Origin of the sequence: Clostridium sp. AM58-1XD, assembly GCF_003464085.1 — a bacterium.
Lineage (GTDB): Bacteria > Bacillota > Clostridia > Lachnospirales > Lachnospiraceae > Lachnoclostridium_A.
In genome coordinates this window covers 41701-62559 of record NZ_QSDR01000014.1, presented here as the reverse complement: position 1 = coordinate 62559, position 20859 = coordinate 41701, and the positions used below count along the sequence as shown (strand labels likewise).

The following is a 20859-nucleotide window of genomic DNA, read 5'->3' as shown; positions in this document are numbered from 1 at the left end:
TGAATGGCATTAACATAACAGAGGATAAGAGAATGAAATTAATGAATGAAATTCCCGGGAGCTTCTGGGGACTGTTCCGGTCTCCAAACCGGGATGTCTATATTGAAGCCCTTTTAAAAATCAGCGAAGAATATCAGTACAGCAATTATTTCCTGAGCAGGGAATTGTGCATTCAGGTGCTGGGAGATCACTTCTCAAGAAGAAAGTTTCTGATTCAGAGAGAAGAGCAGGAAAATGACGTGGAAGCTCTGGAACCGCCGGCCACCCGTGTTCTGAACTGGCTGCTGAAAAACCATTGGCTGAAGCGGCTCGATGATTTTGCCTCCTTTACAGTTTATATTGTGATTCCGGACTATGCGGCGGTTTTTGTTGAAGCCTTTGAACGCCTTGTGAACGATAATATGGATGAGGCGGAAGTTTATATACAGAACATCTACGCCAACCTGTTTTCCTTTAAAAACGACGCCAGAGCCGGGACGAGCCTTCTGCATACCGCTGATATCAATACGAGACGGCTGAATAAGGCGCTTCAGGATATGCTTCACAACATGGATAAATTTTTTACAAGCCTTCTGGAAAAACGTGACTACGGGGAGCTGTTACAGGAGCATCTGGATGGGTATGTAGAAGAAATTGTGAGGAAAAAATACCATATTCTGAAGACTTCCGACAATTTTTACCTCTACAAGTCGGATATCAAGCAGTGGCTTCAGGAAATGCGGGAAGACGAGGAATTTCTGGAGGAAGCCGTACGAAGAAGCGGTCAGGAGACGGACATAGGAGAGGCGGTCAGGATGCTGGACAGCATCGAACGTGGATTTGACGATATTGAACGGCGGATAGCCAATATGGACAGGGAACATACGAAGTATGTCCGCGTAACCGTGAGCCGCCTGTACCATCTGCTGAACAGAGAGGATGATACAAAGGGGCTGATTCTCCAGATGCTCAATCATCTCTCCGGGTCCGTGCATACAGATGACGAGATCAGTAAAATCAGCAGCAGGATGAACCTTTCCTACAGCGAAATCCTGTCGGAAAAATCACTCTATAAAAAGAGAAAACCGAGGGAATCCTTCCGTGAGAACCTGACGGCGGAGGAAGCGGTCCGCGAGCTCACAAAAGATGAGATTCTGAAGCTGAACAAAGTGAAAACGCGGTATTCCAGAGAGGAAATAGACGCTTCGTGGAGAGCCGGATGACGGGCGGAAAGGCTGTCTTTTCCGAAGACAGTATCCGGACAGAGGAAGATTTTGAAAAGATGATCCTGGCATACGACGGAGCCGGAAAGAAAAAAGGACGGTACCACGTAGAAGCAGAAGAGGGAGAAATGATCGACAATGGTTCCTTCTGCTATCCGAAGCTTACATTTATAAGGAGAAAAGAATGATACCATATTATGATGAACTCCTGCAGGAGGAGCAGGAAACGGTAACAAATGTGATTCAGATGCTCCAGAGGCAGACATATATTCTGGAGAGAAAATTTGACAGAAGGCAGGGACGGTTCCTGTATGGCAGAGATTACCGAATCTGCAGCAAGCACTTGGAATTTATCCGGGAATATTTCCGAATCAGCGGGATCGAGGTGCGCGAGGACAGCCAGATGGGGGTCATCTATATTCAGGGAGAAACTGTTATGGGTGAAAAGCTCTCCAGGCTTGCGACCTTATACCTTCTGATTCTGAAGGTCATTTATGATGAACAGATGATGACGGCTTCTACAGCCGCCCATATCTATACCACACTTGGAGAACTGAGCGAACGGCTTGGCGCATACGGTCTCATTTCACGGATAACGCCTACGGAAGTCAAGCGGGCAATAACGGTACTGAAAAAGTATCAGATCGTAGAGCCAGTAGATATCATGGATGACTTTGACGGAAGTACACGGCTCATTATCTATCCGACAGTAAACCTCGTGCTCATGGCAGACGATGCCAGAGAGATCCTTGCCGATATCAGCATGGGAAGCGGGAATGAGAAAACAGAAGGCGCAGAGGCAGACGGAGACGAAACAGAGGATGATTCTGCATCTGATATGGCAGAAGACGATATGATTGAGAATACGGCAGCTGAAGACGCCATAGAAGATATTATAATAGAAGATAAAGAAGATATTGTGACAGGAAAGAACGCCGTAACAGGAGAGAAAACTATGATGGAGGAGGACGGACATGGCAGAGCAGAGGTTTGAGGCGTTGAGCAGAATATGCCTGAATAACTGGCATTATATGAACCACAGGACGCTTTCCTTCAGCGAGGGAATCAATTTCTTTACAGGCCATTCTGGAAGCGGTAAGTCTACCATTATCGATGCCATGCAGATCGTACTGTATGCGAATACGGACGGGCGGGGCTTTTTCAACAAAGCGGCGGCGGACGATTCGGACAGAAGCCTGATCGAATACTTAAGAGGTATGGTTAATATAGAAGAGAACAACCAGTTCTCCTACTTGAGAAATAAGAATTTTTCCAGTACGATCGTAATGGAATTCACCAGAACAGATACAGGGGAATCCCAGTGTGTAGGCGTCGCCTTCGACGTAGAAACGGCTTCCAATTCAGTCAGCCGTCTGTTTTTCCAGCACAAGGGCAGGCTGCCGGACCATGAATACCGCACGCCGGACAGAACCATGACGATTGAAGAGGTAAAGAATTATCTGAAGAGAGAGTTTTCCGATGAAGACTGCTATTTTGGCTCTCACAACGAACGGTTCCGGTCCCTTTTGTACAACGTATACCTGGGAGGCCTGGACGGAGAGAAATTTCCTCTCCTTTTTAAACGGGCAATTCCATTTCGGATGGATATCAAGCTGGAAGATTTCGTAAAAGAATATATATGTACGGAAGCGGACATCCATATTGAAGATATGCAGGAAAGTGTGATGCAGTACGGCCGTATGAGAAAAAAGATCGAAGATACGATGAATGAAATCAGAGATCTGGAAGATATAAGCAGACGTTACCGGCTGATGAAGGAAGCGGAGAGCGAGGAGGACAAATACAGCGGGCTTTCGAAGAAAATGGAGATTCTGGAGCTTCAGGAAAAAGTTCACGGCACGATGGATGAGGCAGCAAATGCCAGAGATTCCGTTCAGAAGCAGACGGCGGAAAAAGAGAGGCTGGAAGAACAGGTAAGAACGGCTCAGGCAAAGAGCGAAGAGCTGTTGCGACGGATTGCTTCCAGCGGGTATGAAGATTTGAAAGAACGCCTTGGTTCCATAAATGAGCTGGTGGAAAAGGACAGGAGAAGCGAAGAGCGCTGGAACCAGACAGCCAAACGGCTGCGTTTATGGGAAGAAGAGGACTGTACGGCGAATCAGACTCTTTGGGATATGGAGGCCTTTGCAGAGCAGAAGATTACTAAAGAAGCCCTTGTACGCCTTCAGAAGGCCATTGCAGAAATGAGGTCGGAAGCTGCGGAGCAGCAGAAAGAGGCAGAATCGGAAATCCGCCGTCTTGGTAGGCAGGAAAAAGAACTGGAAGAGGACTTAAAGAAGCTCAGACAGGGAAAAAATGCATATCCCAAGGATCTGGAGCATGCCAGAAGCTATATTCAGAAACGGCTTTTGGAGGAAACCGGTAAATCAGTGCACGTGGAAGTACTAGCTGATCTCATTGATATTAAAAGCGACGTATGGCGCAATGCAGTGGAAGGTTATATGGGAGGAAATAAGCTGTCCCTGATTGTGGATCCCCGTTACATAGGCACGGCTATGAAAATCTATGAAGAGCTGGACAAGAACAGATATTTCCGGGTAGCTCTCGTTGACACGGAAAAGGTGATGGAGAGTGGAGAAAATGAAAAGAATCTGCCTGGAGCTCTGGCGGAGGAAGTCACTGCCGGTTTCGATTACGTAAGGGCATATGTGGATTTTCTCCTGGGCCGGGTGGTGAAATGCAGCAGTGTGGAGGAATTAAGAAAATGCAGGGTCGGCATTACGAAGGACTGCATGCTTTACCACAGCTTCCGCCTTCAGCATGTCAATCCGGAGAATTATACGCGGAATGCATTGATCGGTTCCATGAGCCGGAAGAAGAGGATGGAACAGCTGGAGGCTGAACTGGAAGGAATCAGAGAGGAGAAAAAGCCTCAGGAAGAGATCAGAAGATCGTGTGAACGTATTCTTGAGCTGGAGGCGCTTTTGCTGGATGCAAAAGAGTACATGGAACTTCTGAATGACATCGGCAGCCTGAAAAAGAGAACGGGTGAAAAAAGGAAGCTGGAAGCGAAGCTCTCCGAAATCAGGGAAAATCATATCAGCCAGTGGGAAGCTGAGCGGGAAAGCCTGGAGAGGGAAATACGGGCGCCAGAGAACTGGCGGAACGGGCAGGAAAGAGTATCTGGCAGCTGGAAGAGACAATCCGCAGAAAGATGGCGGAAAATCTGGCGTTGAACGAAGAGCTTGCTCAAAAGACAAGCTGCTTTGTACCATCAAAAAGCTGTGAGAAAGCTTCGGAAGAAGTGCTTAAGGATATACAGAATCCAAGATATGAGCGTCTGAAAGAGAAATTTCACCTGTTATCTGAGGAAGAAGGAAATAAAAAGGATGAGTATTATAACCAGCTTCAGAATGCGAGGATGGAATATCTGAGGAAATACCCGGGAAGGCCGTTTTCCCCTACAATCCGCGATAACGGTCCATATGACAAGCTTCTTGAGGACCTTCGGTGCGACAGGCTGGAAGAGTATGGAAGGAAGGCAGACGAACAGGCCAGGGCGGCTGTGATCCATTTTAAGGACGACTTTATCTTTAAAATCAGGACTGCAATCCGTGAGGCACTCAGAAGGAAGGATGAGCTGAACAAGATCATCAGCACCATGGATTTCGGCAAAGACAAATACCAGTTTGTCATCGGTAAAAACAAGGGGCCTGACGGGCGCTATTACGATATGTTCATGGATGAGGCTCTGGAAGTCAACCCATCCAGTCTGCAGAAAGGCGTGGAAAATCAGATCAACATGTTCACGATGGAACATGAGACAAATTACGGCCAGATGACGAATGAACTGATTCAGATATTCATTCCACCGGAACATGCATCGGCGGAAGAGATGGAAGAGGCGAAACGTCAGATGGACAGGTATGCAGATTACCGGACCTACCTGTCCTTTGATATGCAGCAGATTATCGAAGGGGAAGAGACCATGAGGATTCCTCTCAGCAAAATGATTAAAAAAAATTCCGGCGGAGAGGGGCAGAACCCGTTTTATGTGGCCCTACTGGCCAGTTTTGCCCAAGTTTACAGAATTCATGCTTCTGCGAGAACCCAGAGGACGCCTACCATGCGCCTTGTTATCCTGGACGAGGCATTTTCAAAAATGGACGCGGAGAAGGTTGCCAGCTGTATTCGCCTGATCCGCGGGCTTGGATTTCAGGCGATCATCAGTGCGACAAACGATAAGATACAGAATTATCTGGAAAATGTAGATAAGACATTTGTTTTTGCAAATCCGAACAAGAAACACATATCCGTACAGGAGTTTGAAAAGAAGGAATTCCCTTCCCTGGCTCTGGGGATTCAGGAGTGAGGCAGCCGCCTCTTCCTGGAAAGCACCTTGCAAATAAGAGGGGCTTCTGATAAAATGGACGCTGTAGAAACTGAGCGGAATGGTTAAGGAAAAGAGGAAGTGAACGGAAACTATGGGAGCAGTGAAGTATGAAGAAATCTATAAAGACCTTAAAAACAGAATAGAGAGCGGAGAATACGAATATCAGGAGTTGATCCCGTCAGAAAACACCATGGTAACAGAGTACAGCTGCTCCAGAAACACGGTAAGAAGGCGATCGCCCGCCTGGCCGATATCGGATATGTGCAGAGCATACATGGCAAAGGGGTAGTCGTAATCTATCAGCCGACCGCTCAGGCGGAATTCATGCTGGGAGGAATCGAGAGCCTGAAAGAGGCGGTAGCCCGTAATAACCAGGAGTATACGACGGATGTAATCTGTTTTGCCGAACTGACGGTGGACAAGAAAATGAAAAAGCGGACGGGTTTTCCGGAAGGAACGGAAATTTATTATATGCAGAGAGTCCGATATATCGATGGAGAGGCGCTGATTATTGATCATAATTATTTCCGTAGGGATATTGTCCGGGGACTGACTGCGGAGATAGCAGGAAAATCGGTCTATGAATATATGGAAAAGGTCCTCGGAGAGGATATTGTGACGACGAAGCGGCGGATGACCGTTGAACGGGTTACGGAACTGGATGAGAAGTACATGAAAATGAACGGCTATAACTGTGTGGCGGTGGTGAGCAGCGTGACCTTTAATGCCAGGGAATCATGTTTGAATTTACCCAGTCGCGCCACCGCCCTGACCGGTTTGCATTCTTTGATCAGGCCAAAAGAGTAAAAACCTGACGGAAAAGATAAGACCGGCTTTCGTGATTTGGAATTTATGCAATATAAAATGTCAGGTGGAGAAGATCGTTTTTTAACGGTCTTCTTTGTTTTTTATTCCTCTGTAATGGTTCGGAACCTCCCGGTTCCTGTGAATCAGAGGGCATTCAGAGAACGGCAGGGGGCGCAATTTGAAATGGAGAAAGTTACAAAAAGATCTTGACTAACTTGTTTAAACATGATATATTGAAATCAAAGGAAAGTTGTTTAAACAAGTTAATTCAAACAGGAGGATGGTTTTATGGGTAAGTATGCAGAGGATGCAAAAGAGTTGCTGAAACTGGTGGGCGGCAGAGAAAATGTATCGGCGGTTACACACTGCATGACACGAATGCGCTTTGTGCTGGCAGACCCTTCTAAAGCAGATGTGAAGGGGATTGAAGGGATGAAAGCAGTAAAGGGATCCTTTACGCAGTCCGGCCAGTTTCAGGTCATTATCGGCAACACGGTTTCTGATTTCTATAATGATTTTATCGCCGTATCAGGTATAGAAGGGGGATCCAGAGAGGCGGTGAAGGAAGTAGCTAAGAAAAATCAGAATCCGGCCCAGAGAATAGCGACGAATCTGGCGGAGATCTTCGCGCCTCTGATTCCGGCTATTATCGTAGGCGGCCTGATTCTGGGATTCCGCAACTGTATCGGAGAATTGAAACTTTTTAATGAAGGGACGCAGACCCTTGTGGAGATTTCCGTGTTCTGGGCAGGCGTCAACAGCTTTCTGTGGCTTTTAGGTGAGGCGATATTTCATTTTCTGCCTGTCGGAATCGTCTGGTCAATTACCAGGAAAATGGGTACGACGCAGATTCTCGGTATCGTGCTCGGGCTTACGCTCGTATCTCCCCAGCTGCTGAATGCATATGCAGTAGCAACTACTCCCGCAGCCGAAATTCCGTTCTGGGATTTTGGATTCTGCCATATGAATATGATCGGCTATCAGGCCCAGGTTATTCCGGCCGTGCTTGCAGGATTTACCCTGGTTTTTCTGGAGCGTTTTTTCAGGAAAATCTGTCCTGCAGTGATTTCCATGATCGTCGTACCATTCTTTTCCCTGTTGATCTCTGCGATTGTGGCACATGCAGTTCTGGGACGATCGGATGGAAAATCGGCTCTGTGATTTCCGACATTGTATACGCAGGCCTGACATCCGGATTTAAAACAGTTTTCGGAGGCATTTTCGGTTTCCTCTATGCTCCTCTTGTAATTACAGGACTTCATCATATGACGAATGCAATTGATCTTCAGCTTCAGGCCGTTTACGGTGGCACGAACCTGTGGCCGATGATTGCACTGTCCAACATCGCTCAGGGCTCCGCCGTTCTGGCTATGATCTTTCTTCAGAAGAAGAATGCTGAGGCAAAAGAGGTATCCGTACCGGCATGTATTTCCTGCTATCTGGGAGTAACGGAACCGGCGATCTTCGGCGTGAATTTAAAATACATGTTTCCATTTGTCTGCGGTATGGTGGGATCGGCATGCGCAGCCGTATTTTCTGTAGGAACGGGAATCATGGCGTTTACGGTCGGCGTAGGCGGACTGCCTGGAATTCTCTCAATCAAACCGGAATTCTATCTGAAATTCGCGGTCGCGATGGCCATTGCCATAGCCGTTCCGTTTATTCTGACAACGGTTATCGGCAGAAAGAAAGGAGTACACTGAATGATGAAAGATTTTAAAAAATCAACAGTTTATCAGATTTATCCGAAATCCTTTAAAGATACGACGGGAAACGGAGTCGGTGATATCAGAGGAATTACGGAAAAACTGGATTATCTGGAACAACTTGGCGTGGATTATATCTGGAGCACACCATTTTTTCTTTCTCCGCAGAATGATAATGGATACGATGTGGCAGACTATTATGGGATCGAACCATCTTACGGAACCATGGAAGATGTGGAAGAGCTGATTGCCGAAGGAAAAAAACGTGGAATCGGGCTCATGCTGGATATGGTGTTCAACCATACGTCGACTGAGCATGAATGGTTTAAAAAAGCGATGGAAGGCGATCCGTATTATAAAGATTTTTATATTTTCCGAAAGGGCGAAAATGGCCTGCCGCCGACGAACTGGACCTCCAAATTTGGAGGAAGCGCATGGGAATATACAGAGGAGACGGGCGAGTATTACCTCCACCTCTTCGACCGGACGCAGGCGGACCTGAACTGGGATAACCCGAATGTGAGAAGAGAACTCGTCAATGTTCTTAAATTCTGGATAGAAAAAGGAGTGGAAGGATTCCGCTTTGACGTGGTAAACCTGATTTCCAAACCAGGAATATTCACAGATGATGAAGAGGGAGACGGACGGAGATTCTATACAGATGGGCCTCACGTCCATGAATACCTGAATGAGATGTGCAGGGAAAGCGGTATTTGGGAAAAGGGGCTTGTAACAGTAGGAGAAATGTCGTCTACAACCATGGACAACTGTATCCGCTATTCGAGGCCGTCCAGCAGGGAGCTGTCCATGTGCTTCAATTTCCATCATCTGAAGGTCGATTATAAAAATAAGGACAAGTGGCAGCTGCAGGAATTTGACTTCGCTGAATTGAAAAGCCTGCTTCACGGATGGCAGAAAGGGATGGAGAACGGCGATGGATGGAGCGCCGTATTCTGGAATAATCATGACCAGCCGAGGGCGCTGTCCAGATTTGGGGATGACGAGAAGTATCCTTTGGAATCGGCAGCCATGCTGGCGATGACCATTCATCTGATGAGAGGAACGCCTTATATCTACCAGGGGGAAGAAATCGGGATGACAAATGCCGGATTTACGGAGATCGGCCAGTACCGGGATGTGGAGAGTGTTAATTATTTTACAATCTTAAAAGAAAAAGGAATAGATAAAGAGGAAATATATCACATTTTGAGGGAACGGTCCCGCGATAATTCCAGAACGCCGATGCAGTGGGATGAAAGTAAAAATGCGGGATTTTCTGATTATACGCCCTGGATTTCCGTAAATAAAAATTTTAGTGAAATAAATGTCAGGAACTGTTTGCAAGACAGGGGGTCTGTGTGGTATTATTATAAAAGATTAGTAGAGCTCAGAAAACAGTACGACGTAATCGCCTATGGTGGATACACGCCGCTTCAGGAAGATCATGACAGCGTATTTGCCTTTAAGAGGACTTACAGAGGTCAGACTCTTCTGGTGTTCAGCAATTTTTACGGGACAGAGGCGGAGATGACGATAGAAGAAAGTGGCTTAGAAGAATATAATTGCCTGCTGACCAATTATCAGGAAAGAAAGCTGGCAAATAAGTTTTCCTTACAGCCCTACGAGTCAGTCGCATTTTTGCGCGAAGAGTGAAACAGCAAGGAGGAACAAGGGATGTTCAAAAAGTTATTCGGAAAGAAAGTAGAGGAACCGGCTGCTGCAAAGACAGGGCAAATCCTCGCAATCCAGAATGGTAAGGTAGTTCCGATTGAGGAAGTGCCGGACCCTGTATTCTCTCAGAAGATGCTGGGAGACGGAGTGGCGATTATTCCGGAGGAGGGTAAGATCTACAGCCCTGTGAGCGGAACGATCGTAAGTCTGATTCCATCCAAGCATGCTTATGGATCCAGGCGGATGAGGGAGCAGAAGTACTGATCCATATCGGCCTTGACACCGTAGCTCTGAATGGGGAAGGGTTTAAGTGCTGTGTTGAAGACGGGCAGAAAGTGAAGACAGGCGATCTTCTGGCAGAAGTTGATCTGGCGTTTGTAAAAGAGAAGGGGTATAATACGATTACGCCGATCCTGATTACCAACATGGATGATGTAAAGAATGTGAAGATGGTTACGGGAGATGCGAAGGCAGGCGAAACCGCAGTCATCACATATGAAAAATAATTTTGCCAATAGAAAGGAAAAGAGATCATGTTTCAGTTTCAGTACACAATCAAAGACGAATTAGGTATCCACGCAAGACCAGCGGGAATTCTTGTTAAGGAAGTTAAAAAATATGCCAGCAAGGTTACGATCGACAAGGAAGGAAAGACAGTTGACGCTTCCAAACTGATGGCTGTCATGAGCCTTGGAGTAAAGTGCGGCAATGAAGTGACGGTTACGGTAGAAGGAGAAGACGAAGGGACAGCTGGTCCTGAGATCGAGAAATTCTTCAAGGAGAACCTGTAAAACTAGAACGGTTGAACAATCTATAAAGGGTGTCGGAAAGCGCGGACAAGCCGTGTTTTCTGACAGCCTTTTCGTGCTATAAAAAGCTGGGATGTCAAAACGGAAAGGGACTGCGCCGTTTCGGCATGCTTGAGAAAAGAGGACCGGTTATGGAAAAATATTTTGGAAAATCTGTCTATAAAGGCATTGCGATGGGCAGGCTTGCTGTATTTGAAAAAAAGGATAATCTTGTTAAAAGAACACATATCGCAGATGCGGATGCAGAGATGGAGCGCTTCGAGGAAGCGAAAACGAAAGCCCTGGGACAGCTGGGTGCTTTATATGAAAAAGCTCTGAAAGAAGTAGGAGAGGCGAATGCCGCAATCTTTGAAGTTCATCAGATGATGATGGAGGATGACGATTATCTGGAATCCATTGAAAATATCATTCGTACGCAGGAAGTGAATGCGGAGTATGCAGTTGCAACTACGGGAGACAACTTCTCCAAGATGTTCGCAGAGATGGATGACGATTATATGAAAGCCAGATCCATTGATATCAAAGATATTTCTGAGAGGCTGATCAACGTACTCCATGGAGCGGGAGAAGGCGGAATGGATTTTTCCGAACCGGTTATTATCATAGCAGATGATCTGACTCCAAGTGAGACCGTACAGCTGGACAAAGAAAAGGTGCTCGCATTTGTAACCGTACATGGTTCCGCTAATTCCCATACGGCGATTCTGGCCAGAATGATGAATATACCGGCGCTGGTTGGGGTGGAAATCCCACTGGATTCTGCTATGAACGGAAAAGTCGGTGTCGTGGACGGTTTTGCAGGGGAAGTGATCGTAGAACCGGATGAAGTGACTGCCAGTTCTGCTTCCAAGAAAATTCTGGAGGAAAAGGAGAAGCTGCGCCTGCTCCAGACATTAAAAGGCAAGGAAAATATTACAATTGACGGTAAGAAGATCAATATTTACGCCAATATCGGTAATGTAGGAGATGTGGCCAGCGTTCTGGCTAACGACGCCGGCGGAATCGGACTTTTCAGAAGTGAATTCCTGTACTTAGGCCGCGATACGTATCCGACAGAAGAAGAACAGCTACAGGCATACCGCCAGGTGGCAGAGCTGATGGCGGGCAGGAAGGTCATTATCCGTACACTGGATATCGGAGCGGACAAGAAGGTGGATTATTTCAATCTCGATGAAGAGGAAAATCCGGCTCTCGGATTCCGCGCAATCCGCATCTGCCTGAAACGGCCGGAAATCTTCAGAACGCAGATGAGAGCACTCCTTCGTGCCAGCGTATACGGCAATATTGCCGTTATGTATCCAATGATTATTTCCGTAGAAGAGATCCGTAAGATCAAGAGGATCGTAGAGGATATCAAGGAAGAGCTGAAGAGCCAGAATATTACGTTCGGCAATATGGAGCAGGGAATTATGATCGAAACCCCTGCAGCCGCCATTATGAGTGACGAAATGGCAAAAGAAGTAGATTTCTTCAGCATCGGAACGAACGACCTGACCCAGTATACGCTTGCAATCGACAGGCAGAACAACAGCCTGGATGATTTTTACGATCCTCATCATCCGGCAGTGCTCCGTCTTCTTCAGATGGTTGCCGACAACGCTCACAAGAACGGAATATGGGTCGGAATCTGCGGAGAGCTTGGTGCTGATTTAACACTTACGAAAGAATTCCTGAAGATGGGTATGGACGAATTGTCTGTTTCCCCGTCCATGGTATTAAGAGTAAGAGATGAGTCAGAAAGACGGATTTGAGCAAGCTGTAATTTGAATAGGGAATATCACAACTGCAGGAAATGGCAGGTACACTCCATGGCAGCCGGCGCAACGCCGGACTGCTCAGGATGTCCCTGCCGTTTTATTTTTCAGGAAGGCATGGTTCGGCAATTGAAGAGGTGCTGAAAATATGATAAACTGGACGAATAAAAGCAGGGCCGAAAGGCAGAAATGGAGAGGAGAAACTATGAGGGAATGCAGCGTCGCCGATCGTGTGCGAACGGCAGCGGAAGGATACAGCAGGCAGATGGAACGGCTCCTTCGGGAAGTGATCGCGATTCCCAGTGGAAGCTGTGAGGAAGAAGGCGTAATCCGGCGTCTGGAAGAGGAGATGAAAAGGCTGGAATTTGATGAGGTTTTCATAGACGGTCTTGGAAATCTGCTGGGATATATGGGGTGCGGGAAACAGATTATTGCCTTTGACGGGCATGTGGATACGGTAGGAGTCGGACAGCTGTCCAACTGGACGTTTGACCCGTACGAAGGATGTGAGACGGAGGACAGAATCGGTGGGCGCGGCGCATCCGATCAGCTTGGAGGCGTTGTTTCCGCAATTTACGGAGCGAGGATCATGAAAGATTTAGACCTGATCCCGGATGGTGTAAAAGTATTGGTTACATGTACGGTTCAGGAAGAGGACTGTGACGGACTTTGCTGGCAGTATATCTGCAATGAAGATCATATCCGGCCGGAATTTGTCGTTATTACGGAACCTACGGACGGAGGTATTTACCGCGGGCAGAGAGGACGGATGGAGATTCGTGTAGAAGTAAAGGGGATTTCCTGCCACGGATCGGCTCCGGAGCGTGGAGAAAACGCCATTTTCCGCATGGCGGACATCCTCCAGGAAATACGCGCCATGGGGGAAAGCCTGAAAGATGACGGATTCCTTGGAAAGGGAACCGTGACGGCTTCTGAAATTTTCTTCACGTCTCCGGCCAGATGTGCAGTGGCGGATTCCTGCGCCGTTTCCCTGGACAGAAGGCTGACGGATGGAGAGACTTGGGAAATGGCTCTGGAGGAGCTGAGGAATCTCCCTTCGTGCCGGAAATACAACGCGCAAGTGACGCTTTATCCGTATGAAAAACCGTCGTGGACAGGTCTTGTATATCCGACGGAATGTTATTTTCCCACATGGGTAATCAGCGAAGACCATCCGGCGGTAGAAGCTGCAGCAAAAGCATACAGAACACTGCTGGGTGAACCCAGAATTGACCGGTGGACGTTTTCCACCAATGCCGTTTCCATTATGGGAAGGTACAAGATTCCGTGCGTCGGATTCGGCCCGGGAAGCGAAAAAGAAGCCCATGCGCCGAATGAGACAATGTGCAGAGACGGTCTGGTGAAATGCGCGTCTGTGTATGCTCTCATACCATCCGCATATTTTGAGGAAAAGGAGACGGATGACGCAAAGGCACAGGAATAAATAATGAGGACGAGGAATACATTGTAATGAAATCAATTGATGCAAGAGGGCTACCGTGCCCGAAGCCGGTCATTGAGGCGAAAAAGGCTCTTCAGGTGATGGATGAGAAGGAACTGCAGATTTTTGTGGATAATCCGATCGCAGTGCAGAATCTGGAAAAGCTGGGGTCATATATGAGCTTGAAAACTGTGGCGGAAAAGCTGTCGGAACACGATTATTCCGTTTACTTTTGCAGAGAAGAAAAGCAGGGTAAAAAGACGGATAAAAAGACGGATGAAAAGAGAGCGGAAAAAAGCAGGGAACAAGGCAGAGAACAGGCGGACAGACAGGAAGGCGCCTGTGTTCCCGATTCCAGAGACCATGGGAAAATCGTGGTGATTTCTGCGGACCATATGGGGGAAGGGGACGAAGTCCTGGGAAGGATATTGATGAAAGGATTTCTGTATGCGCTCACAGAGCTGGAACGCCTTCCGGAGACGATTCTGCTCTATAACGGAGGGGCAAAGCTTTCTGTGGAAGGCTCCGATTCCCTGGAGGATCTGAAACACCTGGAGGCGCAGGGGGTGGAAATCATAACATGCGGAACTTGTCTGAATCACTATGGCATTGCAGACAAGCTGGCTGTCGGCAGGGTGACAAATATGTATGAAATCGCAGAAAAAATGGTCGCTGCAGGAAGTGTGGTGAAACCATGAAAGGACAGCTGGAAACGGTGAAGCATGGGTTTGAACCGGTATTTGATGAAAATTCCAGAGTATTGGTGCTGGGGACTATGCCGTCGCCTAAATCAAGAGAACAGGGCTTCTATTACGGCCATCCAAGGAACCGTTTCTGGCCTGTGCTGGCAGAGGTACTTGGCGAGCCGAATCCGGAGACGATTGAGGATAAAAAGAAGATGGCTCTAAAACACGGAATTGCCATATGGGATGTGCTGGCATCCTGTGAAATACACGGTGCTGATGATACGAGCATTAAGAATCCCGTACCAAACGATATGAGCCGGATTCTTGAACATGCGGACATCCGCGCCGTGTTCACTACGGGTGGAAAAGCTACGGCGCTGTTTAAGAAATATTGTCAGAAACAGACGGGCCTGGCGCCTGTTCCGCTTCCGTCCACCAGCCCGGCCAACTGCAGGATCACTTTCGAAAATCTATGTGATGCTTACCAGGAAATCGTTAGGAAGAGCAAGGAAATCCGACCATAATGTTGACAAAAAATAAGATTGGATTTATAATCGCCTCAACATAAAGTATGACATCTTGTGCATTGGCTGGAAGGAATCTGAGTTAGGGATTGCGAGGAGGAGAATAATTATGGCAACAGTTAAAAAGGAAACAAAAACGTCAGCTAAGACAGTAAAAGCAGCAGCACCGGCAAAGGAAACAGCTGCAGTTAAGGCAGCAGCCGCAAAGGAAACAGCGGCGGTAAAAGCAGCACCGGCAAAAGAAGCCCCTGTAAAAGAAGCGGTGAAGGCGCCTGCAAAAGCACCGGCAAAGAAAGCGCCGGCGAAGGCAGCTGTGAAACCAGCTGAGCCAGTAGCATCCGTATATGTAGAATATGCAGGAAATCAGATCGCAGCGAAAGAGATACTGGATGCAGCAAAAGCAGCATTTGCGAATTCTCATAAGGATGTTGCAATCAAAACAATCGAGATTTATGTAAAACCGGAAGAGGCGGTTGCTTACTACGTAGTAAACGGCGAAGGCTCTGATGATTACAAGATTGAATTATAATCAGCTGTAGAGGAAAGAAAAGAGGTTCCATGAGGAGCGGGCTTTATAAGCAGCTCCTGGTGGGGCCTCTTTTTCCATTCGGCCGGTTCGCGCTGCGGATATGACGGAAAAGGAACGAACTTTTTCGGGAAAGGGATATGACCAATCAGGCCAGCCTTCTGTGTATCCGGCGGACCAGTATGGAACAGGATGTGACGAAGAAGATTTCCAGAGCACTGTTAATCATGCCCGCACTGAAAAAGAAGGCTGCGGAAGCCGCAACGATTCCCCAGAAATACACCATATATGGATGATAGATTCGGGGATTTCTTTTACGGCAGCGGTACAGAATGACGAGAATGCAGAGCATGAGCGCTGTCGGACATGAAAAGGCAAACCATACGTGGAGCGCCGAGAAAAAAGGGAAAATTTCCGGTTTATACGGGGTGAGCAGGGTGAGAACCAGAAGACAGAGGGATGCGCGGCTGAGAAATCGTTCCAAACGGGGATTGGAAAGAGAATTGACAATGTCACGCATGGAAATATAAAAATAATATACAACAATCATACCCCACAGGATAAATGCCATTTTCCTCGCTCCAAAATTGCGTATGATCGAGAAGTTGGCATGGACCCAGTCAGTCCTTCCAGCAAATAGTACAGTATAGGCAGGGATAATAAAGTAAGCCAGAACATTCAGCAGCATGATGACGATGACCTCCGGTTATAATAGGTTTATTGTTCCACAGATAAGCGAATATCATTCCAACAGGAGAAGAGAAGATGACAGGATTGCCAGAAGAATTCAAAAATAAAATGAGCGGGCTTTTAAACGAGGAATATGAGGAGTTTATAAAAAGCTATGATTCAGCGCGTGTACAGGGACTGAGGCTGAATCTTCTGAAACTGCTGCCGGAAGACGGAAAATGGCTGACAGAAAACTTTGGCCTGACACCGGTACCGTGGGCAAAAGAAGGCTTTTACTACAACGGAGAAAAACGGCCGGGCAGGCATCCCTATCATGCGGCCGGCCTGTATTACATACAGGAGCCCAGCGCTATGGCTGTCGTCACTCTGCTAAATCCGCAGCCGGGAGAAAAAATACTGGATTTGTGCGCGGCCCCGGGAGGAAAGACGACGCAGATCGCTTCCAGACTCCGCGGAACTGGATTTCTGTTAAGCAATGAGATTCATCCGGCACGAGCGAAAATCCTGTCTCAGAACGTGGAACGGATGGGGATTGGAAACGCTGTTGTGACAAATGAGGACTCTGCCCGTCTTGCGGCCTTTTTCCCCGGCTTTTTCGACCGCATAGCAGTCGATGCGCCATGTTCCGGAGAAGGGATGTTCCGGAAAGACGAAGAGGCATGTGAGGAGTGGAGTCCGGAAAATGTGAACATATGCGCAGCACGCCAGCAGGAAATTCTTCATAATGCGGCGCTTATGCTGAAGGCAGGCGGTACCCTTGTGTATTCCACCTGTACGTTTTCCCCGGAAGAAGACGAACAGGCGGCAGAGCTGTTTCTGGACAGTCATCCCGACTTTGCGATCGAGGACTGCAGTACGTTCCTGGAGGAAAGCGGCGTATACGGCCTTTCGTGCGGCCGCCCGGAATGGGGGCTGAATCAGAGAGAAGATCTGAAAAATACGTTCCGGATATGGCCTCATCGAACAAGGGGAGAGGGCCATTATCTGGCGGTTTTTAAGAAAAGAGGAGAGGTTCGGAAGGAAGAGCAGCAAAAAGAGCCTCCGTATATCAAAGATAAAAAGCTTCTGAAGGAGATTGAAGATTTTCTGGGAGAAGTTTGTCCAAATGCCGGGAAACTGAAAAACAGAAATGAATGGATTCTTTTTGGAGACCAGATTTATCATGTGCCGGCAGAGATGCGGGATATAAAAGGAATGAAAGTGGTGAGGCCAGGTCTTCATGTGGCTGCTGTAAAAAAGAACAGGCTGGAACCGGCACATGGACTGGCTCTCTGGCTGAAAAAGGAGGAAGCCGCCCGAATCCATGATATGGACGAGGAAGCGGCGGTCCGTTATCTGCGTGGAGAAACTGCAGCAGGAGACGGTGAAAAAGGCTGGACACTGATGTGTGTAAACGGTTTTCCCCTTGGGTGGGCGAAAGAGGCCGGCGGGATATTAAAGAACCACTATCCCAAGGGTCTCAGGTTTCTGTAACAAATTTCATATCGTCCGGAAGAGGAGCTTCGAAATGAAGCTCTTTTTTTGTGATCGGATGGAGAAAAGATAGACGGCAGGAATGAAGGGCCTGCCGACCGATCAGGCGGTAGTCCGGATTATACAGGAAGTCCCCCGGCAGGGGATGGCCGATATATTTCATATGGACACGAATCTGATGGGTGCGGCCTGTTTCAAGGCGGAGGCTGACAAGAGAACAGTCGTACGTTGCATTGTAGCGGAGACATCGGTAGTGCGTAACGGCGGCTTCGCCTGTTTCAAAATCGACACACCGTTCGATGGTGGAGCCGTCTACACGGGCAATCGGGGCGGATATGGTGCCTGCATCAGGAACTCTGCCCTCTGCGACCGCCAGATATTCCCGGTGGATTTCCCGTCTGGCAACCATTTCAGACAGAATGCACGCCGCCAGAGAATGGCGGGCCAGAATGAGCAGCCCCGTCGTATCACGGTCAAGGCGGTTCACCGCTCTGTATATAAACGGTTCTTGCTTCTGCTGAAAATACCAGGCGGCGGCATTGGCCAGCGTGTTGGAAAAATTCCCCTGTGATGGATGGATTGGTACGCCGGCCGCTTTATTGATAATCAGGATATCCCCGTCCTCATAAACCACGTCCAGAGGCATGGCAGAGGGAACGATATTGGCTGAAGATTCCTCCTCAGTCAGAAGAATGGATAGCCGGTCGCCTTTTAAGAGGCGCCTGGTGGTGTAAATCAGCTCTCCGTCCATGGTAATGCCCATGGGATTCTTTCTGAGCTGAACAATCAGGTTTTTGGAATATCCCTGGCTGCGGAGAAACTGCTCGGCGGTCTGTCCGGCATCCTGTTCTGAGATCGTATAAGTAAATCGTCTGCTGTAAACGGAATTCATCGTCTATTTGTCCTCATTATCTTCAAAGATTTCTTTTCCTCTGGGATTTAAGTGTTTGTGCTTTCCGGCCGCATGATCGACGATGGCGTCTTTCTTCAGGAAGCTGGCTCTTTTGATGCTGTCAGTGCCGTATTTGCTGCGGATGGAATCAACTGCTTTCTCCAGATTTTTTCTTTTTTCAGCCTGATCATCGTCAAAGAGGCTCATCTGAACATAGGTGTGATCGGCTATCTTTCCGGTTCGCACGCCGATCAGCCGGACAGGCGTCAGATCCCAGAATTCCTTTAGAAGGGAGCGTGCCTTTTCATAGATTACGGAGGTGGAATCAGTTGCAAAGGGAAGAGGGGCCTGATGGGTCTGTACCCGGAACTGCCAGTCCTTCAACTCTACACATACGGAATTGCAGAGTACATGGTCTGCCCGAAGGCGGGCGCCTACGGTTTCAGCCAGGGAAAGGATGACCTGGCTGGCAGTTTCGTAGTCCGATACATCCTGTGATAATGTAATGCTGTTGCCGTAGCCCTTGTTGACCGGATTACGTTCTGCGACCGGGTCGGGATCGATCCCATTGGCATACTGATGGATCAGGACAGCGTATTTATCTCCCAGATGGGCCTTCAGGATATTCAGATCCGCCCTGGCCAGATCGCCTATTGTATGAATGCCGATTCCCTCCATCTTTTTCTGAGCGGCTCCGCCGACGAAAAATAATTCCCGGATCGGAAGCGGCCACAGTTTGACAGGAACTTCGCTGGAATAAAGGGTATGTGTCTTGTCCGGCTTTTCGAAATCAGAAGCCATCTTAGCCAGAAGCTTGTTAGGGCTATGCCGACGTTGACTGTAAAACCCAGCTCCTGCCGGATTCGTTCCCGGAGTCTGTCCGCTGTGGAAACGGGATCGCCGAAGAGATGAATGGTGCTGCTCATATCGAGAAAGGCCTCATCGATGCTGAATTTTTCAATATCAGGCGTATATTCTTCCAGGAGGCGGATCAGCTTTCTGGAATTTTCCACATACAGTTCAAAGCAGGATGGAACAATGAGCAGCTCCGGGCATTTTCGGAGCGCCTGTACGATCGGCTCCCCTGTTGTAATGCCGTATTTTTTAGCGGGAGTGGATTTCGCCAGGATAATGCCATGGCGCTGCTTTGCGTCGCCGCCCACGGCCGACGGAACGGTCCGCAGATCCAGAGCCTCCGGATCCTGCTCCAGGCGGTATACGGATTCCCAGCTTAAAAAAGCGGAATTCACATCGATATGAAAAATCAGACGTTCTTTCGTCATCAGCCAGTCACCTCCATTCAGATCAAACAATTTGTATAATGTCAGTATATCAGAATATATGTTCGGATGTAAAGAGGGGAAAAGAAAAGCGTCATCAAAAATCAGCGGATATCCATCCGATGGAAAAGCGGTATGGGAAGCTGCTTACAAGCAGGATAAACGCTGCTTAATACGCCGGTTTTTCCGCCGTCTGGACGGCTGCGTAAAAAAAAGATTGCCGTAGCGGGTCGGATCAGGTAGAATATAAGTGTGAAAAAACGCTCTTGGGAAGTGATGGGCAGACTGGAGGATATTATGCAGTACAGAATTGTGGATGGCATTGTACAGGCAGTGGAGGTAACACTGAATAAGGGAGAGGCCATGTGTACTCAATCAGGCGGTATGGCATGGATGAGCGACGGACTGAAACTGGAATCAAATGTTAAGGGCGGTCTTGCCAAGGGATTTGGAAGGATGTTTTCAGGTGAAAGCCTGTTTCTTGCTACATATACGGCAGAACGCCAGGACGCAGTCATCGCATTTGCTGCGACCGTACCGGGGAAGATACTTCCTGTTAACGTATCAGAAGAGGGGCTGATCTGCCAGAAGGGGGCGTTTCTCTGTGCGGAGACATCGGTAGAACTGAAAGTGGCATTTACGAAAAAACTGTCCGCCGGATTCTTCGGCGGCGAAGGATTCATCCTTCAGGAGCTGTCCGGCAGCGGAACGGCATTTCTGGAAGTGGACGGAGGCCTTTATGAAAAAGAACTGGCGCCGGGAGAAGTTTTGAAGGTAGATACGGGCAACGTTTTTGCATTTGAGAAATCCGTAACATATGAGATTGAGACGATCAAAGGGTTTAAGAACATGCTGTTCGGAGGAGAGGGTCTTTTCCTGACGAGACTGACAGGACCGGGAAAGGTGTATCTCCAGACTATGAACATGTCGGAATTCGTTGGAGAAATCGCTAAGGGAATCCCGTCTGGCAAATAATTTGAGCAGATAAAAGAAGGGCAAAGACAGCCTGCCTGTTCATAAGACGCAGCTTTTCGGAATAAGATG

The 20859-nt window shown here is 48.0% G+C and carries 22 protein-coding genes and 1 pseudogene; 19 read left to right on the top strand and 4 right to left on the bottom strand.

Annotation, left to right across the window (positions count from 1 at the left end; all coding sequences use genetic code 11):
- The first annotated feature begins 32 nt into the window (after nt 1-32).
- From DXA13_RS10250 to DXA13_RS10185, 17 genes and pseudogenes are all read left to right on the top strand, one after another.
- Nucleotides 33-1202 (top strand): Wadjet anti-phage system protein JetA family protein, encoded by a 1170-nt coding sequence (locus tag DXA13_RS10250; RefSeq protein ID WP_347559812.1) that lies wholly within the window; start codon nt 33-35, stop codon nt 1200-1202.
- Entirely contained in the window at nt 1199-1390 is a 192-nt protein-coding gene (locus tag DXA13_RS23055) for a Wadjet anti-phage system protein JetA family protein (RefSeq protein ID WP_347559811.1), read from the top strand. The genes DXA13_RS10250 and DXA13_RS23055 overlap by 4 nt, the downstream gene beginning before the upstream one ends.
- Entirely contained in the window at nt 1387-2196 is an 810-nt protein-coding gene (locus DXA13_RS10245) for a DUF4194 domain-containing protein (protein ID WP_118244084.1), read from the top strand. Before DXA13_RS23055 ends, DXA13_RS10245 begins: the two co-directional genes overlap by 4 nt.
- The gene (locus tag DXA13_RS10240; RefSeq protein WP_118244081.1) at nt 2177-4399 is read left to right on the top strand and encodes an ATP-binding protein; all 2223 of its coding nucleotides are present in this window, start codon (nt 2177-2179) and stop codon (nt 4397-4399) included. Before DXA13_RS10245 ends, DXA13_RS10240 begins: the two co-directional genes overlap by 20 nt.
- Nucleotides 4378-5535 carry an SbcC/MukB-like Walker B domain-containing protein gene (locus DXA13_RS23050; RefSeq protein WP_118244079.1) on the top strand — a complete coding sequence of 386 codons (1158 nt, stop codon included), beginning with the start codon at nt 4378-4380 and terminating at the stop codon, nt 5533-5535. The genes DXA13_RS10240 and DXA13_RS23050 overlap by 22 nt, the downstream gene beginning before the upstream one ends.
- A gap of 112 nt (nt 5536-5647) precedes the next feature.
- Nucleotides 5648-5845, top strand: a complete 198-nt coding sequence (locus tag DXA13_RS23045) for a GntR family transcriptional regulator (RefSeq protein WP_347559810.1) — start codon at nt 5648-5650, stop codon at nt 5843-5845.
- Complete coding sequence (locus tag DXA13_RS10230) at nt 5818-6363, top strand: UTRA domain-containing protein (protein WP_347559809.1); 546 nt, start codon at nt 5818-5820, stop codon at nt 6361-6363. The genes DXA13_RS23045 and DXA13_RS10230 overlap by 28 nt, the downstream gene beginning before the upstream one ends.
- A gap of 288 nt (nt 6364-6651) precedes the next feature.
- Nucleotides 6652-8066, top strand: a pseudogene (gene treP, locus DXA13_RS10225) (PTS system trehalose-specific EIIBC component).
- A 3-nt stretch (nt 8067-8069) separates the two neighbouring features.
- Nucleotides 8070-9722: an alpha,alpha-phosphotrehalase gene (gene treC / locus DXA13_RS10220; RefSeq protein WP_118244203.1), complete on the top strand. Its 1653-nt coding sequence runs from the start codon at nt 8070-8072 to the stop codon at nt 9720-9722.
- A 21-nt stretch (nt 9723-9743) separates the two neighbouring features.
- Nucleotides 9744-10004, top strand: coding sequence for a PTS glucose transporter subunit IIA (locus tag DXA13_RS21720; RefSeq protein WP_243009064.1), 261 nt, complete (start codon nt 9744-9746; stop codon nt 10002-10004).
- Nucleotides 9956-10246, top strand: coding sequence for a PTS glucose transporter subunit IIA (locus DXA13_RS21715; protein WP_347559818.1), 291 nt, complete (start codon nt 9956-9958; stop codon nt 10244-10246). Before DXA13_RS21720 ends, DXA13_RS21715 begins: the two co-directional genes overlap by 49 nt.
- 27 nt (nt 10247-10273) lie before the next feature.
- Entirely contained in the window at nt 10274-10531 is a 258-nt protein-coding gene (locus tag DXA13_RS10210) for an HPr family phosphocarrier protein (RefSeq protein WP_118244077.1), read from the top strand.
- A gap of 149 nt (nt 10532-10680) precedes the next feature.
- On the top strand, nt 10681-12300 hold the full coding sequence (gene ptsP, locus DXA13_RS10205; RefSeq protein ID WP_118244200.1) for a phosphoenolpyruvate--protein phosphotransferase: 1620 nt from the start codon (nt 10681-10683) through the stop codon (nt 12298-12300).
- 208 nt (nt 12301-12508) lie between these two features.
- Nucleotides 12509-13747: a YgeY family selenium metabolism-linked hydrolase gene (locus DXA13_RS10200; RefSeq protein WP_118244188.1), complete on the top strand. Its 1239-nt coding sequence runs from the start codon at nt 12509-12511 to the stop codon at nt 13745-13747.
- A gap of 26 nt (nt 13748-13773) precedes the next feature.
- The gene (gene yedF / locus DXA13_RS10195) at nt 13774-14442 is read left to right on the top strand and encodes a sulfurtransferase-like selenium metabolism protein YedF (protein ID WP_118244075.1); all 669 of its coding nucleotides are present in this window, start codon (nt 13774-13776) and stop codon (nt 14440-14442) included.
- On the top strand, nt 14439-14954 hold the full coding sequence (locus DXA13_RS10190) for a DNA-deoxyinosine glycosylase (RefSeq protein ID WP_118244073.1): 516 nt from the start codon (nt 14439-14441) through the stop codon (nt 14952-14954). The genes yedF and DXA13_RS10190 overlap by 4 nt, the downstream gene beginning before the upstream one ends.
- A gap of 109 nt (nt 14955-15063) precedes the next feature.
- A complete protein-coding gene (locus DXA13_RS10185) occupies nt 15064-15483 on the top strand; it encodes a DUF6465 family protein (protein WP_118244070.1) in 420 nt (139 codons plus the stop codon).
- A gap of 145 nt (nt 15484-15628) precedes the next feature.
- On the opposite strand, the gene DXA13_RS10180 is transcribed toward DXA13_RS10185, so the two are convergent.
- Nucleotides 15629-16168, bottom strand: coding sequence for a hypothetical protein (locus DXA13_RS10180; protein ID WP_118244068.1), 540 nt, complete (start codon nt 16166-16168; stop codon nt 15629-15631).
- A gap of 77 nt (nt 16169-16245) precedes the next feature.
- On the opposite strand from DXA13_RS10180, the gene DXA13_RS10175 reads away from it, so the two are divergent.
- Complete coding sequence (locus tag DXA13_RS10175) at nt 16246-17643, top strand: RsmF rRNA methyltransferase first C-terminal domain-containing protein (protein WP_118244066.1); 1398 nt, start codon at nt 16246-16248, stop codon at nt 17641-17643.
- Here the strand turns inward: DXA13_RS10175 and DXA13_RS10170 are convergent.
- The 3 genes from DXA13_RS10170 to DXA13_RS23035 are packed head-to-tail and all read right to left on the bottom strand — an operon-like array spanning nt 17630 to nt 19818.
- A complete protein-coding gene (locus DXA13_RS10170) occupies nt 17630-18535 on the bottom strand; it encodes an RluA family pseudouridine synthase (RefSeq protein ID WP_118244064.1) in 906 nt (301 codons plus the stop codon). The two genes, DXA13_RS10175 and DXA13_RS10170, sit on opposite strands and share 14 nt — an antisense overlap.
- 3 nt (nt 18536-18538) lie before the next feature.
- Nucleotides 18539-19255, bottom strand: a complete 717-nt coding sequence (locus tag DXA13_RS23040; RefSeq protein WP_347559817.1) for a hypothetical protein — start codon at nt 19253-19255, stop codon at nt 18539-18541.
- Nucleotides 19186-19818 carry a hypothetical protein gene (locus DXA13_RS23035; protein WP_347559808.1) on the bottom strand — a complete coding sequence of 211 codons (633 nt, stop codon included), beginning with the start codon at nt 19816-19818 and terminating at the stop codon, nt 19186-19188. Before DXA13_RS23035 ends, DXA13_RS23040 begins: the two co-directional genes overlap by 70 nt.
- A gap of 294 nt (nt 19819-20112) precedes the next feature.
- Between DXA13_RS23035 and DXA13_RS10160 the strand changes: the two genes are divergently transcribed.
- On the top strand, nt 20113-20790 hold the full coding sequence (locus DXA13_RS10160) for a TIGR00266 family protein (RefSeq protein WP_118244186.1): 678 nt from the start codon (nt 20113-20115) through the stop codon (nt 20788-20790).
- The last annotated feature ends 69 nt before the right edge of the window (nt 20791-20859 follow it).

Excerpts from the sequence above, each read along its gene's own strand:
- DXA13_RS10240 (WP_118244081.1), top strand. The coding sequence starts at position 2,177 with ATGGCAGAGCAGAGGTTTGAGGCGTTGAGCAGAATATGCCTGAATAAC.
- DXA13_RS10245 (WP_118244084.1), top strand. The coding sequence starts at position 1,387 with ATGATACCATATTATGATGAACTCCTGCAGGAGGAGCAGGAAACGGTA.
- DXA13_RS10175 (WP_118244066.1), top strand. The coding sequence starts at position 16,246 with ATGACAGGATTGCCAGAAGAATTCAAAAATAAAATGAGCGGGCTTTTA.
- DXA13_RS10210 (WP_118244077.1), top strand. The coding sequence starts at position 10,274 with ATGTTTCAGTTTCAGTACACAATCAAAGACGAATTAGGTATCCACGCA.
- DXA13_RS10180 (WP_118244068.1), bottom strand. The coding sequence starts at position 16,168 with ATGCTGCTGAATGTTCTGGCTTACTTTATTATCCCTGCCTATACTGTA.
- DXA13_RS23035 (WP_347559808.1), bottom strand. The coding sequence starts at position 19,818 with ATGACGAAAGAACGTCTGATTTTTCATATCGATGTGAATTCCGCTTTT.
- DXA13_RS10185 (WP_118244070.1), top strand. The coding sequence starts at position 15,064 with ATGGCAACAGTTAAAAAGGAAACAAAAACGTCAGCTAAGACAGTAAAA.
- treC (WP_118244203.1), top strand. The coding sequence starts at position 8,070 with ATGAAAGATTTTAAAAAATCAACAGTTTATCAGATTTATCCGAAATCC.
- DXA13_RS23055 (WP_347559811.1), top strand. The coding sequence starts at position 1,199 with ATGACGGGCGGAAAGGCTGTCTTTTCCGAAGACAGTATCCGGACAGAG.
- yedF (WP_118244075.1), top strand. The coding sequence starts at position 13,774 with ATGAAATCAATTGATGCAAGAGGGCTACCGTGCCCGAAGCCGGTCATT.
- DXA13_RS10250 (WP_347559812.1), top strand. The coding sequence starts at position 33 with ATGAAATTAATGAATGAAATTCCCGGGAGCTTCTGGGGACTGTTCCGG.
- DXA13_RS23050 (WP_118244079.1), top strand. The coding sequence starts at position 4,378 with ATGGCGGAAAATCTGGCGTTGAACGAAGAGCTTGCTCAAAAGACAAGC.
- DXA13_RS10160 (WP_118244186.1), top strand. The coding sequence starts at position 20,113 with ATGCAGTACAGAATTGTGGATGGCATTGTACAGGCAGTGGAGGTAACA.
- DXA13_RS10200 (WP_118244188.1), top strand. The coding sequence starts at position 12,509 with ATGAGGGAATGCAGCGTCGCCGATCGTGTGCGAACGGCAGCGGAAGGA.
- DXA13_RS10190 (WP_118244073.1), top strand. The coding sequence starts at position 14,439 with ATGAAAGGACAGCTGGAAACGGTGAAGCATGGGTTTGAACCGGTATTT.
- DXA13_RS23045 (WP_347559810.1), top strand. The coding sequence starts at position 5,648 with ATGGGAGCAGTGAAGTATGAAGAAATCTATAAAGACCTTAAAAACAGA.
- DXA13_RS10170 (WP_118244064.1), bottom strand. The coding sequence starts at position 18,535 with ATGAATTCCGTTTACAGCAGACGATTTACTTATACGATCTCAGAACAG.
- DXA13_RS21720 (WP_243009064.1), top strand. The coding sequence starts at position 9,744 with ATGTTCAAAAAGTTATTCGGAAAGAAAGTAGAGGAACCGGCTGCTGCA.
- ptsP (WP_118244200.1), top strand. The coding sequence starts at position 10,681 with ATGGAAAAATATTTTGGAAAATCTGTCTATAAAGGCATTGCGATGGGC.